This is a genomic window from Brevibacillus sp. FSL K6-2834 (assembly GCF_038592925.1).
Taxonomy (GTDB): Bacteria; Bacillota; Bacilli; order Brevibacillales; family Brevibacillaceae; genus Brevibacillus; species Brevibacillus borstelensis.
This window is the reverse complement of record NZ_CP151945.1, coordinates 5,499,638-5,514,118: the sequence shown is the minus strand read 5'-3', so window position 1 is coordinate 5,514,118 and position 14,481 is coordinate 5,499,638. Positions and strand designations below refer to the sequence as shown.

Below are 14,481 nucleotides of genomic sequence, written 5' to 3'. Positions count from 1 at the left end.
GGAGTGATCTCTTTTGTCAGCGACCCATTGGGATCAAATTGTTCTGGATGCGGTGGAAAAAGAGCCCTTGTACAAGCAAATCTCGCGGCAGATAGAACAAATGGTGCACGAAGGGAAGTTGAAGCCCGGGACGCGGCTGCCTTCCGAGCGGCGGATGGCTGAGCTGTTGAAGGTGAGCAGGATGACGATCACGCTTGCCAATGAAGACATGAAAGCAAGAGGGATCGTCCGCAGCCAGCAGGGGAGCGGCACATATATCATGCGCGGACCGCAGATGGAGCGGACAGAGCAGGTTGTCACCTGGCATGCCGACTTCGCCTATCAGACGGGGAATGTCAATCATGCGATGGAAGAGATCATGCGTTTTGGCCGAGACCCGCGCCTGATCAATTTCGCGGGTGTCGGCACGGCCCCCGAGGTTCACCCGGGAATCGAGCTGAGCCAATACTTTGCCGAGCATTTGCGGAAAAACCCGATCCTGCTCCAGTTGCCCGCACCGACGCAGGGCTATGAGCCTCTGCGGATAGACGCTTGCAAATGGCTGGAGGAGAGCGGCATTCACGCCGACCCGAAAGAGATCATGATCGTCTCCGGAGCGATGCAAGGACTGGATCTCATCAGCAGGCTGTTCCTGGCTCCGGGCGATTACGTCATCATGGAGGACCCCGGATTTCTCGCCGCCTCTGACGCGTTTACGGCGACCGGCGCCAAAATATTGCGCATCACCCTGGATCAGGAAGGGATTCGCATTGACAATCTGGAGAATCTCCTGATGCAGTTTCCGGTGAAGTTTATTTACGTAAACCCGACGTTTCACAATCCGACTGGCGTGACCATGTCCCTGAAACGGAGAAAGGACCTGCTCGTCCTCGCGAAAAAATACAGGGTTCCCATCGTCGAGGACGATCCGTTCAGCTTGATTTATTTCGGCAAAAAACCGGTGCCGCCGCTCAAAGCGCTGGATCAGGACAATTATGTCATCCACCTCCAGTCGTTCTCGAAGTATTTGTTTCCGAGCCTGCGGGTAGCTCTCCTGGTAGCCCCGGAGGGAATCATCTCCAATTTATCCACGATCAAGCAGCGGATCGATCTGCACAGCAACAACCTGACGCAGATTGCCGTTCATGCCTATTTGACGGAAGGGCGCCTGTCGGTCCACGCAGCCAGGCTCCGTCAGGCCTACAGCGCGCGTCTGTCCCTCATCAGGGAAATCGTAAAGGACATGCCTGAAATCCGCTGCAGCATGCCGGAGGGCGGTGTCTTTTTGTGGTGCAGGATCCCCAGCCAGGTCCGGGCGGAGAGACTGCTGCAGACAGCCCTGCGCAAAGGCGTATCGTTTGTGCCGGGGAACTGGATGAGCGGCGTGGGCTTGGGAGAAAATTATCTCCGCCTGGCCTATACACAGCCCTCGCTGGACTTGTTGAAACCCGGATTCGAAATGATTCGTGAGGCCATTTCCGAATATCAGTAAGACCAATCACGGGAATGGTTATATGAAAACGTTTGCACACCCCTTATGCTGATGGTGGGAATTCTCACATCTTACCAGAAGGGGTGTTTTTTGGTGGGTAATAAAGCGATATCGACGGACCTCTTGCAGGATTGGTATTACCACATGCTCTTGATCAGACGCTTTGAAGAGGCGATCAACGAGAAGTTTTTAGCCGGGGACATTCCGGGTTTTGTTCACTTGTACATTGGCGAGGAAGCGACCGGAGTCGGCGTTTGCTCCGCCTTGAACCGCACCGATTACATTACCAGCACACATCGGGGGCACGGCCACACCTTGGCAAAAGGCGCCGAAGCAAAACGGTGCATGGCCGAATTGTACGGGCGCAAGACAGGCTACTGCAAGGGAAAGGGCGGATCGATGCATATTGCTGACTTTGGCATTGGCATGCTCGGGGCAAACGGCGTCGTGGGCGGCGGGTTTAATTTGGCCGTCGGAGCCGCGCTGGCAGTCCAATTGCGCAAAGGCTCAGAGGTAGCCGTCTGCTTTTTCGGCGATGGGGCGAGCAACCGGGGTACCTTTCACGAGGGGCTGAATATGGCAGCCGTCTGGAAGCTGCCCGTCGTATTTGTCTGCGAAAACAACCAGTGGGCATCGACGACGCCGATTCACGAAGCGACGGCCGTCACGGATATTTGCGTAAGAGCGTCGTCCTATGCCATGCCGAGCGCGATGGTGGATGGCAATGATGTTTTTGCCGTGTATGAAGCCGCAGTAGAAGCCGTAGAACGAGCCAGGCGAGGCGAGGGCCCTACACTTGTCGAGTGCAAAACGTACCGGATCAAAGGCCACTTCGTAGGCGATCCGGAGCAGTACCGGACGCGGGAAGAAGTGATGAGCCAGATGGAGAGCAACGACCCGATCAAGAAATTCCTCGAGCGGGTTCTCCCGGAAAAGCTTCTGACCGAAGAGCAGCTCCAAGCAATCGAGCAGCGGGTCGCGGAAGAAATCGAAGAGGCGATCCGCTTTGCCGAGGAGAGCCCTTACCCTGATCCGGAGGAAGCATTTGATGATCTGTACGTAGAGGAGGAGGCCAGCCATGCGTAACATATCCTTTTCTCAGGCAACATTGGAAGCGATGCAGGAAGAAATGCGCCGGGACGAGCGAGTTTTCATCATGGGAGAAGACATCGCAAGCCAGGGCGGCATTTTTGGGCAGTTCAAGGGCTTGCCAAAGGAATTCGGCCTGGAGCGTGTACGCGATACGCCGATTTCGGAAACTGCGCTGGTGGGAGCGGGAATTGGCGCCGCTCTTGCGGGAGCTGTGCCGGTCGTCGATATGCACTTTGCCGATTTTATCGGGGTGACGATGGACGAGGTGCTCAACCAGATGGCCAAAATACGCTACATGTTCGGGGGCCAGGCGACCCTGCCGCTCGTGCTGCGGGCACCTGACGGCGTGACACGCTCAGCGGCGGCGCAGCACTCGCAATCGCTGGAAGCATGGTTTTTGCATATTCCGGGCCTCAAGGTCGTCATTCCGTCCAATCCCGCGGATGCCAAGGGGCTTCTGAAAGCGGCGATTCGCGACCAAAACCCGGTGATCTATTTTGAACACAAAGACTTGTTCAGCAAAAAAGGACCTGTTCCGGACGGCGACTACCTCACCCCGATCGGCAAAGCGGCGGTCGTGCGCGAAGGGAAGGACGTGACCATCGTGTCGTACTCGGCCATGCTGGGGAAATGTCTGGAGGCCGCCGATCAGCTTGGCAGCCTGCACGGAATCGAGGCGGAGGTGATCGATCTGCGGACGATTGTTCCAATGGACATGGAGACGATCTACGAGTCTGTCAAAAAGACACATCGTCTTGTCGTAGCTCATGAGGCTGTCAAAACAGGCGGTGTCGGGGGAGAAATTGCCGCCTCGGTCAGCGAAAACATCCTCGAGTACCTGGACGCCCCCATCATCCGCGTAGGTGCCGCCTTTACCCCGATTCCTTTCAGCCCGCCTCTGGAAAAGCGGGTGATTCCACAAGTGGAATCAATCGTAGAAGCTGTTCTGCGGGCACGCTGGTAAACAAATTGAAGGAAGGGGGAAATAACATGGCATTCGTAATCACCATGCCCAAGTTCGGTTTGACGATGACAGAGGGGACCGTTTCCGTCTGGTGCAAAGCTGTAGGCGAGCGTGTCGAGAGCGGCGAAGTGCTGTTCGAGGTGGAGACAGACAAGATCACCAATGAAGTGACGGCACCAGGAACCGGGGTTTTGCGCCATATTTTTACGCCCGCAGGCGCAGCGGCACAGGTCGGGGCAGCGCTTGCGATCGTGGCGGAAGAGTCCGAGGATATTAGCGGGTTGCTGGGAGCAGACGGTCAGCAGGGGGCAGGCGAGGGTTCACATCACAAATCCAACGATGCTGTTAGCCGTGATTCGAACGATGCTTCGAGTCTCGAATCAGGCGATCACACCCTTTCTGAGGGGTTTCGCCTCGCGACTCCGCTCGCTCGCAAGCTCGCCAGGGAGAAGGGAATCGATATAGGCCAAGTCAGTGCATCCGGCCCGAGAAGCATCGTTGTCTCCCGCGATGTCGGGGATACTGGGGCAAAGCAGCCGGCTATCTCGCCAGCAGCCAAAAAATATGCGGAGGAGCAAGGTGTGGCCTGGGAGAGGATCGACCAGCGGGGGCGGATCATGCTGCCTGACGTGATTGCCGAACAACTGAAGCAAGCGGGAGGTCAGTGGACGCATCCGCCACGGGAAGCGGAGTCGGCAGCCGCAACCCGCCCGATGACAGGCGCACGCAAGGTGATCGCGGAGCGGATGACCCGAAGCTGGCAGCAGATCCCCCACGTTACACTCACCAGGGAAGTCGATGTAACTCCGCTGCTGGCCGCACATGCCATTCTTTCCGCAGATTTGGCGAGTACGGGGACCAAGCTGACCGTTACCCATTTTCTGGTCAAAATCGTTGCCATGGCTCTGCAAAAGCACCCCAGTCTGAACGCCTGGTGCCAAAATCAGGCGATCACTATCCACCCGGACGTCCATCTCGGCGTGGCTGTCTCTGTCGAAGACGGGCTGCTCGTTCCGGTCATTCCTCACGCGTGCAAACAAGATTTGGGCGAGATAGCGGAAGCCTTGCATAATCTGACGACGCGCGCCCGCGAGCAGCGCCTGACGGTCGATGAAATGCGCGGGGGCACGTTTACGATCAGCAATCTCGGCATGATGGGTGTCGACGGTTTTACGCCGATCATCAATCCGCCAGAAACCGGGATATTGGGGATCGGCAGGATCGTCGAAAAGCCCGTATGGATCGGTGATGACCTCGCTCGACGTTCCATGCTGACGCTGTCCCTCTCTTTTGACCATCGGGCACTCGACGGGGCGGAGGCAGCCGGGTTCCTCCAGACGGTGCATGACTACATCCAGCAGCCGCTGCGGCTGCTTGTAAAGGGGAGGCGGTAGGATGAAAAAAAGGCTGATCGTCATCGGTGGAGGGCCGGGAGGATATACGGCAGCTTTGCGCGCGGGCCAGCTGGGGGCGGACGTCACCCTGATTGAAAAAGGACAGCTCGGCGGCACCTGCCTGAATGTCGGCTGCATCCCGACAAAAAGCCTGCTGGAGTCCTCCCACATATGGGCGAAAAGCAGTCAGTGGTTCCCGGAGAACAAAGCTGGTGAAGTTCCATGGCCGTCCATTCTGGAGCGGAAAGAAAAAGCGGTCATGCAGCTTCGAAAAGGCGTAGAAGGGTTCCTTCGGAAGGGGCAGATCAGGGTCGTAAAAGGGACAGCTTCGCTTGCCGGAGAGAAAAGGGTGGCTGTTGCGGGAGAAGAGCAGTTGTTGCTGGAGGCGGATGCCATTATCCTGGCGACAGGCAGCCGTCCGGTCGTTCCGCCGATTGAAGGCATTGACCTGCCGGGAGTAGTCACAAGCGATGAGCTGCTCTCCGTTGCCGAGCTGCCCAAACGCCTTGCCATCATCGGAGGCGGGGTCATCGGCGTGGAATTTGCGACCGCTTTTTCCGAGCTGGGCGTGGATGTGCATGTCATCGAAGCGGCAGAGCGCATCCTGCCGAATATGGACCCGCAACTGTCCCGGCAGTTGAAAGAGCTGCTGGAAAGACAAGGCATTGCCTTTTGCCTTGGCCAAAAGGTCGTAAAAATCATCAAGAAGGAAACGGAAGGGCTGGAGCTGCAATTGTCGGAAGGCAAATCGGTACAGGCCGACCTGGTGCTGGCGGCGGTGGGCAGAGCAGCCGTTCTGGAACCGCTCGGGCTGGATAAGGCGGGGATTCGGGTAGTGAACGGCAAAATAAAGGCAGATGCGTATCAACAGACGAATCAGCCGGGCATCTACGCCATCGGGGATTGCGCAAGTCCGATCATGCTGGCGCATGTCGCGATGGCAGAAGGCAGGGTAGCGGCTGAACATGCCCTGGGCTTCCCCACACAGCCAGTCAACTTCGACCTCGTCCCTCACTGCGTCTACTCTCATCCGGAAGCGGCTATGGCAGGCCTAACGGCAGAAGAGGCGAGAAACAGGGGATTCGACGTTCAGGAAGGGGTCTTTCCGCTGATGGCAAGCGGCAGAGCCCTGGTTGGGGGAGAGACGGACGGGTTTTTAAAGGTGGTAGCGGACAGAAAGTACGGGCGGCTTCTCGGCATTCATCTGCTGGCTCCGCACGCGACCGAAATGATTGCGGAAGCGTCGCTCGGTCTGACGCTCGAGGCTACGCTCGACGAGCTGGTCAAAACGATCCATCCGCATCCTACGGTCGCGGAAGGCATCCAGGAAGCCGCGATGAGCATCATGGGGCAAGCAATTCACCTCTCCTAGTCCAGGGAGGCTGCGGCTTGCATGCCTGCCAAGAGGCACTGCCGTACACGCCAGGGAAAAGGCTGGTTTGCAGAAACCTAAACAGACAAAAAAAGGCTCCCTTGTCTCGCAGACAAAAGGGGCCTTACTGCGTTGACTGATGTTGTGCCGCAGAGCTTGAGCTCGATCTGTATCGCTGCCAGCGGGTGCGGGCCGGTTCCCACAAAACGGCGATGAAAGCGCCGAGGGACGTATTGGTGATCATATTCGCTACAGCAGGGACCGCAGCGATCGGGCTGATGTGCTCCATGGCAAGAAGCGCAGCCAGGGCCGTATTGCAAATCCCGAATTCATAGACGACGGACCGTCGATCCGCTTCCGGCATCCGGAAACCGGCGCCAAAGCAGTACCCGAGCACCATGGGAACGGTTATTTGCAGAAATACGCAGAGAAACAGCCAGGGGAGCAGGACCAGATTCTCCTGAAGCATAGTCTGCGCACCAGAAACGACAGCGAGATCAACAACGATGAGGGCGGCAGCAGAGAGCAGGGGAATGACTTTCTTGACAGGGGCCAGCCGCGACTCCCATTTCCACTGGATCGCCAGGCCCGCCAAAATCGGCAGGAGGACGACGTACACCATTTGCAAAAACAGCGGCAGAAAAGCTACGGGGACAACGCTGCCGACCGTCGCTTTCATGATCAGCGGGGTCAAAACGGGGCCCACCAGCGTATCCACAGCGGACATCATGATGCTCAAAGCGAGCGTTCCTCCTGCCATAAAGGTGTACAGATTGGCTGATGTCCCGCTGGGCACCGCCCCTGCGAGGATTGTCCCCGCCAAGAGATCAGGCTGATCCCGGAAGAACAGAAACGCGAGCCCGATGGAAATGCCCAGCGTGATCGTCCATTTGCCGGCTACGCCAAGCAAGGCGTTCTTTGGCTGCCGAATGACCCGTCTCAAGCTCTCCTGCGACAAGGTAAGTCCCATGTTAAACAAAATAAAAGCGAGCGCAGGGGCGGTCCAATTTTTCAAGAACAGAAAGTGGCCGGGAAAGTGGTAGGCGAGAAGCGCACAACAGACGATCCACAAGGGCAACAATTTGGTGACGGCGGCTTGGAAAAAGCGAAGCATAGGCGGTCCTCCCGGCTATGTAACTGTCCACCCGCCGCAGACGTTTACGGATTGGCCTGTTATATAGGCAGCGGCGTCGGATGCCAGGAATGAAACGGTTTTTGCTACATCATGCGCGGAGCTGATTCGCCCGAGCGGGATGTTACCGATGTAATTTTGCAGGGACCTTTCGCTGCTTTGGCCAAAGAGAGCGCTCATGTCGTCAGCCATTTTCGCCAACAGCTCTGTTTCCATGGCACCGGGACAAACGGCGTTTACGCGAATGCGTCTTGGGGCAAGGACAATCGATGCAGTTTTTGTCACGCTCAAAACCCCCGCTTTTGAAGCCGCGTAGGCTGCGGAGAGCGGGCGCGGGCTGTTTGCCGCAACCGAGGCGATATTGACGATGGAGCCGCCGTCATGCAGGAATGGAGCGGCGGCTTGTATCATGAAAAAGACAGCCTTCAGGTTGATATTCATCACCAGGTCCCAGTCGGAGCTTGTGACCTGATCCATCGGCTTGACGATATTGACGCCAGCGTTGTTGACCAAAACGTGGAAGGCCCCGTGCTCCTGAACGATCTGGGAGAGCAGGCCTTGGATCGCATCTGTTTCCGCCAGATCGATTTGTTTCCCATCTGCTGTATGACCTTTGGAGCGGAGCGTTTCGACGGCGGCAAGCAGTTTATCCGGATTGCGGTCCAGCAAAACAACGCGGTGACCAGAAGCAGCGAGGTCCTCTGCAATCGCGTAGCCAAGTCCCTGAGCCGCACCGGTAATAACCGCCAGCTTTTTTTCTGAACACATGGGTATCGCCTCCTTCATGATCTTCCTCTCGTCAATACCCACAGTATTGCTTGCAGCCGACGAGCGAGTCTAGAGCCACTTCCACAATTGGCCTTTCGATTGCGGAGGAGAAAAATGGAAAAGCAAGCCGGGCAAGCGCGACAGCTCTCGTTACTGTATAATTTGGAAATGAACGACATATCAGGAAAGGATTAAAGAATGAAGAGAATCAGTTTGTTTATGTTGGCGATCCTGTGGCTTGTCTCGGGCTCCATCGCCTCCGCGGCCGCTCTCCCGGAGCGGAATGGAGTCGTGACCGACCCCGTCGGGTTGTTTTCATCCGATGAAGCCGAGCAGATCAAAGAGAGTACGAAGGACAAAAAGTACGAGCTGCTGCTCCTTACCGCCAGCGGGCTGGATGAGGCGGAAGGGGAGCGCTTGGCCAACGAGGCCTACGACGGCTGGAAGCTCGGAAAAAATCAACTGATGCTGGTCGTGACGGTGAATCCGAATCACGTGCATCTCGTATTCGAAAACAAGGAGCTGGCAAGTCAAGTCGCCCAAAGCGATGCGGGGGATGTAAAGGGGATTCTCGACCTGCAATTCGTACCGCTGGCGCGAGAGGGAAATGTCGCTGCAGGAGTGATTGCGGTCAGCGACTACGTCAATGAGATTTCCGAGTCGGCGTCTGCGGGGAATGCGGGAGTCACTGCGACGACCCCGGCATCGTCTCCGGCAAATGCGACGACGGCACCGTCAGCATCGCCCGCGGCCTCAGGCGCTTCAACGGCACCCTCCGGCAATGCGGCAACATCGAAGCACGCTGCGACTCCGCCGCCATCATCCGCTCCATCCGGTTCGGCTCCTGCACAGGCCAAATCGGCGACATCGGCTCATTCCCAGAACTCCATCGTCTGGGTTCTGCTCTTTCTATGCATCGGAGCGGCTCTGTTTTTCACGATCAGACAGCTTGTCTATCGCTCCCGTCTAAAGAAAATGCTGGACCGGGCTGTAAAGAGCCATGCGAAAGCGACGCCTGCCGTCGACCAGATGATCGTCTCCGGGCTGTTCCGCGAGCTGGAGGTCGGCCTCATCGAGGGGGAAACGAAAAAGCAGGTTGCACAGCTTGAACAAGCCGCCCTCCAACTGCATAAAGAATCGCAGCAGCTGCAGGAGCAGTTGGCGGGACAAAAGGTTTCCTTTTTCTCCGGGGCCAAAACGGAACAGGCCATACAGGACCTTCTGGATACAGTGGAGGAGTATTGCACGAAGATTGAACAAAATCAAGCAAGATTGAAAGAGATTGAAAGGCTGTCCGTCGAGGTAAGGCGTCTCGTCGAGGAGGCCAAAGACAGAGCAAAAGAGACGTCGGCAATCATCGAGGCGCTCGCCGGGGAAACGTCCTTCTCCTTGACCGTCATGAGGAAGCAGCTGGAGCAGGCGGAAGCCATTTTGAACAAAGCGGACAGCATGGACGAATTTGATTACTTGCAAGCCGAAGGACCGGCGAAAGAGGTCCACCAGATGTTTGACGGCTTGCTGGCTGCTGTCGATGAGATCAGAGCCCAGATCGAAAAGCACAGAAAGCTTCCTGCCCGAATCAAAGCGAAGGAGGAGGAGCTTCGCCAAGTGGTAGGACGTGAACAACTGCTGCTTGTCGATGCCGACCCCTTTGCCATTTTGAAAGCGGCGGAAGCGGAAGTGCCTCGCCTCGGAGCGCTGATTGAAGCAGGCGACAGCAAGGAAGCAAAAGCATGTGTCGATGGCCTGGAGAATGACTTGCAGCAGGCGAGCGACGTCGTAGCAGAAATGATTCGGCACCGGGACAGGGCAAAGACGACAGTGCGCAGTACGGAACAGCTTCTCGCTGAACTGCGGGAATATGACTCCGCGTACAGTCAGGAGTTCGCGAGACTGCGCGAACGCTTTGCCGAAGTTCATCTCCGTGAGCAGGAAGAGCGTTACGGACAAATCATGGGGGACAAGGAAGAGCTTGAACGGCTTTTGATCGAAATAAAGTCGGCGCTTGACGAGCGCGTGCAAAAATACAGGCTGGCCCACGAACGGAGCGAGCTGTCAGAGCACCTGCTTTCACAGATAAAAAATGTCCGGGAGCAGAGCCTTGGCTATCGCATGGCTCTGGAGGAGCGGGTACAGACGGCAGGCGACCGTTTTCAGCAGTTCCAAAGCCGTTTCTATCAATCAGCGTCTGCTTTTGAGCAGCTTTATGTCAGAATTCCCGAGATTGCCAGGATGATCGCCGAGATAGACAAGGAGATCAACGGGCTGGAGAGCCTGATGAACGGTCAATTGCTCGACGTCTATCAGATCGAGGAGGCGCTGACTTCATTTGAAATGCTTGTCGATCAGCTTGCTCACCGGGTGGAGCTGGTCAAGCAGAAAAAGGAAGAGACGGTGCGCGCTTTCCGGAGGTTCGAGGACGCCTATTCGAGCAGACGCAATCGATACGGCAGAAGAATCCGCCTTTCCCGCTATTCCTCCCAGTACGATCGCTTAAAAGAACAGGTGGAGCTGGCGATCAGGGAGGGGGCCTTTGCCGAGGCCATGCAGGAAATCTCCCGAGGAGAAACGATCCTCAGCGAAATGGATCGGGAGTACCGGCGAGCTTTGGATGAGGAGCGCCGACGAAACAATTCTGGCGGATTTGGAGGCGGCTTCGGAGGAGGTTTTGGCGGCGGCTCGGGAGGAGGACGCTCTTCGGGAAGCTCGAGCTGGGGAGGCGGGTCGTCGAACAGCGGGAGATCCTCCGGGTCGTCGCAATGGTAGACAATGTGGTCCGACTACTGCCATACAGCACCGCAGGGAGAAAAAACGGCTGGCTTCCGGCCGTTTTTTCTTTGGCCAACAAAGTTTCGCGAAGCCCATTTTCATAAAGGCAAAAGGGGGCGTCAGGCGCTTGATGCCGACATTGCGCCAGTTCCCGGAAGACCTGTGGTATCCTATGGAGTATGAATCAAAATACATAGGGAAGAGGGGAGAAGCCAACATGCACCGGTTTTACAGCCAAACGCTAAAGCTCCTGGACACGGAGCTGGAACGGATCAGGAAAGCATTGGACCGATTGCCGGAGGAGCGGGTGTGGAAAAAAGTGCGCGGGAGCACCAACAGCGTCGGCAATCTCTGTTTGCATCTGGCCGGAAACGAATATCAAAACATCGTCAGCGGGATCGGCCAAAAGCCGTTCATCCGGGAAAGATCGGCAGAATTTCTCGCGGAAGGCGGCGTCAGTCCGGACGAGCTTTTGGCGCAGCTGACAGGCGTGCGCCAGCAGACGCGGGCGATACTGGAATCGCTCTCGCCAGAAGATATGGAAAGAGAAGTGACGATTGTCTATCCGCCGGACGCGGGAATCGCCTCGTACACCCGTCATTTGCTGGAAATCCTGTACCATACGACTGCCCATTATTCGTATCATACAGGTCAAATTGTCTACATGACCAAGCTTTTACAGGACGGCGATGAGCATTTATTGAGCTGGAAGCATTGATCTATGTCACTTTTTGTGTTACTTTGTCGAAATATAATGGTAATTTTACGACGATCAAAAGATCACGACATGGAGGGGCGTTACGTGAAGAAATCAGCAATGCTAGTTGCAAGCACTCTATTGACTCTATCCCTGGCTCTCGCTGGCTGTGGAAAGCAGGAAGGGGAAAGCGCAGCCGGAGGATCAAACGGGCAGCAGAAGGCGGAAGCCGCTACTGTCCAAATCGGGATGCTCAAGCTGACAAGCTCTGCACCGTTGTTTATCGGGATTGAGAAAGGCTTTTTCAAAGAAGAAAACATTGATGCGCAGGCAAAGTGGTTTGAAGCTGCTCAGCCGATCGCGGTAGCGACAGCTGCGGGAAGCGTGGATGTCGGAGCGACCGGGATTACGGCGAGCCTGTACAATATGGTGTCTGGCGGACAAAAACTGGTAATTGTGGCCGATAAAGGAAGGGAACAGCAGGGCTACTCCTCCTCTGCTTTATTAGTACCTGGCGATTCACCACTTAAAAGCATCGAAGAATTAAAGGGCAAGAAAATCGGCATCACACAGACCGGATCGACCTATCATTACATGGCCGGCAGAATGCTCGAAAAGCACGGCCTCGGGCTTGGCGACGTGGAGCTCGTCCCGCTCAACAGCATCAAAGGATTGATGGAAGCCCTCAAGAGCAAACAAGTGGATGCTGTTCTTTTGAACGAGCCGAATATCTCGACCGTTGTAGACGAGGGCTACGGCAAGGTAATCGCCCAGGTAGGCGACGAGATCGAGTACCAGACTTCGGGCATCTTCTTCTCTCCGAAGCTGGCTGAGAACAAGGATGTGGCCGAACGCTTCCTGAAGGCATACGCAAAAGCGACCCGTTACTACTACGATGCCGTTCTCACAAAGAAAGACGGACAGATCGTCCCTGGCGAGCATTACGATGAAGTCGTCCAAATCATCGCCAAGTACACCGATCAAGAGCCGGACATGATCAAAAAAGGATTGCCTTACATTGACCGCGACGGCAAGCTGCTGGAGTCCGACATCAAGACCCAGGTAGAGTGGTATGCCAAGGAAAAGCTGATCGACAAAGCGATCGATACGAGCGAAATCGTGAATACGCAGCTATTGGAAGATGCTTTGCAAAAGTTAGGGAAGTGATCGCATGAGAATTGTCATCGAAGATGTCGGCAAGACGTTTCTTGATTCAAAAAAACGAGAAGTGACCGCGCTTACGAACATCAATTTTTCCATTGAAGAGCAGGAGTTCGTCGTGCTGGTCGGACCGAGCGGCTGCGGCAAGTCCACGCTGCTCAACATCGTCGGAGGCTTGATGTCGCCCAGCAGCGGGACGGTCTATTTTGAAGGAACCCAGGGGAAAAAGCCCAAACTAGGCATTGTCTTTCAGGAAATTGCCCTGTTTCCGTGGCGGACGGTCTATGAAAATGTCATCTACGGACTGGAAGAGAGCGGCGCCAGCAAACAGGAGCAGCAGGAAAAGGGCAAGCACTACATCGACATGGTCGGCTTGCAGGGCTTTGAAGGGGCGTACCCGAAACAGCTCTCAGGCGGGATGAGGCAGCGGGCCGGGATCGCCAGAGCGCTTGCGGTCGAGCCGGATCTGCTGTTGATGGACGAGCCTTTCTCCGCGCTGGATGCCCAGACGCGCACACTCATGCAGGAGGAGCTGCTGACGATCTGGGACCGGACCAGACTGAGCACGCTGTATGTAACGCACAACATTCAAGAGGCCGTTTACCTGGCTGACCGGGTGATTGTCCTGTCCAGACATCCGGGCCAGATCAAGGAGATTATTCGCATTGACCTTCCGAAAATAGGAAGGGACAAAGAAGAGTACCGCAGCCAGTTCGAGCAATACGCCGATCAAATCTGGCAGCTGATCAAACACGATGCCCAGGAAGCGCTGAAGGAGGGGTGAGCAAGATGAACGAGCAAAGACAAGTCATTACCAACCGCGTCGCCTTTCTGGAGCAAAAAATTCCGGGCTATGCCGCCGCACTGGGGATTGCCGGACTGGTGGCACTGTGGGAAATCGTCTGCCGGATGAACATCGTACCCCCGCTCTTTTTGCCTGCTCCCTCCGCTATTTTGACAGCGGCATGGGACATGCTCGTGAACGGCGAGCTGATCGAGAATCTGCTGACCAGTATGTACCGGATCGGAGCGGGATACGCCATCGGAGCGATCTGTGGAATCGCGATTGGCCTGATCCTCGGGTTCTCCCGGTGGGCCGATGCCATTTTGACCCCTATCGTTTATTCGATTTATCCGATTCCGAAAATTGCCCTGCTGCCGCTGATCATCCTCTGGTTCGGGATTGGCGAGTTGCCCAAGGTCGCAATCATCGCGCTCGGGGTGTTCTTCCCGGTCGTGATCAATACGTATTCGGGCGTGAAAACGGTCGATCCCATTTTGATCAAGGCCGCTGTCACCTTTGGCTCCAACCATCTCAATGTCATCCGAAAAGTGATCCTGCCAGGGGCGCTCCCGATGATCTTTGCCGGTCTGAAGCTGGCGGCCGGAACCTCGCTGCTCCTGTTGGTGTCTGCGGAAATGATCGCGGCCCAGCAGGGGATTGGTTCCATGGTGCTGCACTACGGAAACTTGATGATAACGACCAAGCTGATGGTGGGCGTGCTGTTCCTGTCCCTGCTCGGTCTGATTTTCAACCGCACGCTGCAGTGGCTGGAGCGAAAGCTGATTCCGTGGAAGTAATGTGAGGGATGCGGCTTTGGCGAAGGGGCCGGACTCAAAGCAAAAGCGTAAGTCAGGCTGTCAGGAAAGTGAGTCCCCGC

The 14,481-nt window shown here is 56.1% G+C and carries 12 protein-coding genes; 10 read left to right on the top strand and 2 right to left on the bottom strand.

The features are described 5' to 3' along the window. Nucleotides 1-13 precede the first annotated feature (13 nt). From NST96_RS26550 to lpdA, 5 genes are all read left to right on the top strand, one after another. The gene (locus NST96_RS26550; protein WP_279041639.1) at nt 14-1,471 is read left to right on the top strand and encodes a PLP-dependent aminotransferase family protein; all 1,458 of its coding nucleotides are present in this window, start codon (nt 14-16) and stop codon (nt 1,469-1,471) included. Between the two features lie 90 nt (nt 1,472-1,561). Next, complete coding sequence (locus NST96_RS26545) at nt 1,562-2,557, top strand: thiamine pyrophosphate-dependent dehydrogenase E1 component subunit alpha (protein WP_227277652.1); 996 nt, start codon at nt 1,562-1,564, stop codon at nt 2,555-2,557. Beyond that, the gene (locus tag NST96_RS26540; RefSeq protein ID WP_024983028.1) at nt 2,550-3,527 is read left to right on the top strand and encodes an alpha-ketoacid dehydrogenase subunit beta; all 978 of its coding nucleotides are present in this window, start codon (nt 2,550-2,552) and stop codon (nt 3,525-3,527) included. The genes NST96_RS26545 and NST96_RS26540 overlap by 8 nt, the downstream gene beginning before the upstream one ends. Before the next feature lie 26 nt (nt 3,528-3,553). Continuing rightward, nucleotides 3,554-4,921 carry a dihydrolipoamide acetyltransferase family protein gene (locus NST96_RS26535; RefSeq protein WP_003388693.1) on the top strand — a complete coding sequence of 456 codons (1,368 nt, stop codon included), beginning with the start codon at nt 3,554-3,556 and terminating at the stop codon, nt 4,919-4,921. 1 nt (nt 4,922) lies between these two features. Next, nucleotides 4,923-6,293: a dihydrolipoyl dehydrogenase gene (gene lpdA / locus NST96_RS26530; protein ID WP_327969833.1), complete on the top strand. Its 1,371-nt coding sequence runs from the start codon at nt 4,923-4,925 to the stop codon at nt 6,291-6,293. A gap of 124 nt (nt 6,294-6,417) precedes the next feature. Here lpdA and NST96_RS26525 read toward each other — a convergent pair whose 3' ends face one another. Together NST96_RS26525 and NST96_RS26520 are read right to left on the bottom strand one after the other, a co-directional pair. Further along, the gene (locus tag NST96_RS26525) at nt 6,418-7,407 is read right to left on the bottom strand and encodes a bile acid:sodium symporter family protein (protein WP_024983026.1); all 990 of its coding nucleotides are present in this window, start codon (nt 7,405-7,407) and stop codon (nt 6,418-6,420) included. A gap of 15 nt (nt 7,408-7,422) precedes the next feature. Further along, a complete protein-coding gene (locus tag NST96_RS26520; protein WP_003388690.1) occupies nt 7,423-8,193 on the bottom strand; it encodes an SDR family NAD(P)-dependent oxidoreductase in 771 nt (256 codons plus the stop codon). A 198-nt stretch (nt 8,194-8,391) separates the two neighbouring features. On the opposite strand from NST96_RS26520, the gene NST96_RS26515 reads away from it, so the two are divergent. From NST96_RS26515 to NST96_RS26495, 5 genes are all read left to right on the top strand, one after another. Further along, on the top strand, nt 8,392-10,959 hold the full coding sequence (locus NST96_RS26515) for a TPM domain-containing protein (protein WP_342405106.1): 2,568 nt from the start codon (nt 8,392-8,394) through the stop codon (nt 10,957-10,959). Between the two features lie 133 nt (nt 10,960-11,092). Beyond that, nucleotides 11,093-11,680 (top strand): DinB family protein, encoded by a 588-nt coding sequence (locus NST96_RS26510; protein WP_327926726.1) that lies wholly within the window; start codon nt 11,093-11,095, stop codon nt 11,678-11,680. An 84-nt stretch (nt 11,681-11,764) separates the two neighbouring features. Beyond that, nucleotides 11,765-12,826, top strand: coding sequence for an ABC transporter substrate-binding protein (locus NST96_RS26505; RefSeq protein ID WP_003388687.1), 1,062 nt, complete (start codon nt 11,765-11,767; stop codon nt 12,824-12,826). Nucleotides 12,827-12,830: 4 nt separating this feature from the next. Continuing rightward, on the top strand, nt 12,831-13,604 hold the full coding sequence (locus tag NST96_RS26500; protein ID WP_024983022.1) for an ABC transporter ATP-binding protein: 774 nt from the start codon (nt 12,831-12,833) through the stop codon (nt 13,602-13,604). A 5-nt stretch (nt 13,605-13,609) separates the two neighbouring features. After that, nucleotides 13,610-14,401: an ABC transporter permease gene (locus NST96_RS26495; protein ID WP_342405105.1), complete on the top strand. Its 792-nt coding sequence runs from the start codon at nt 13,610-13,612 to the stop codon at nt 14,399-14,401. Nucleotides 14,402-14,481 lie beyond the last annotated feature (80 nt).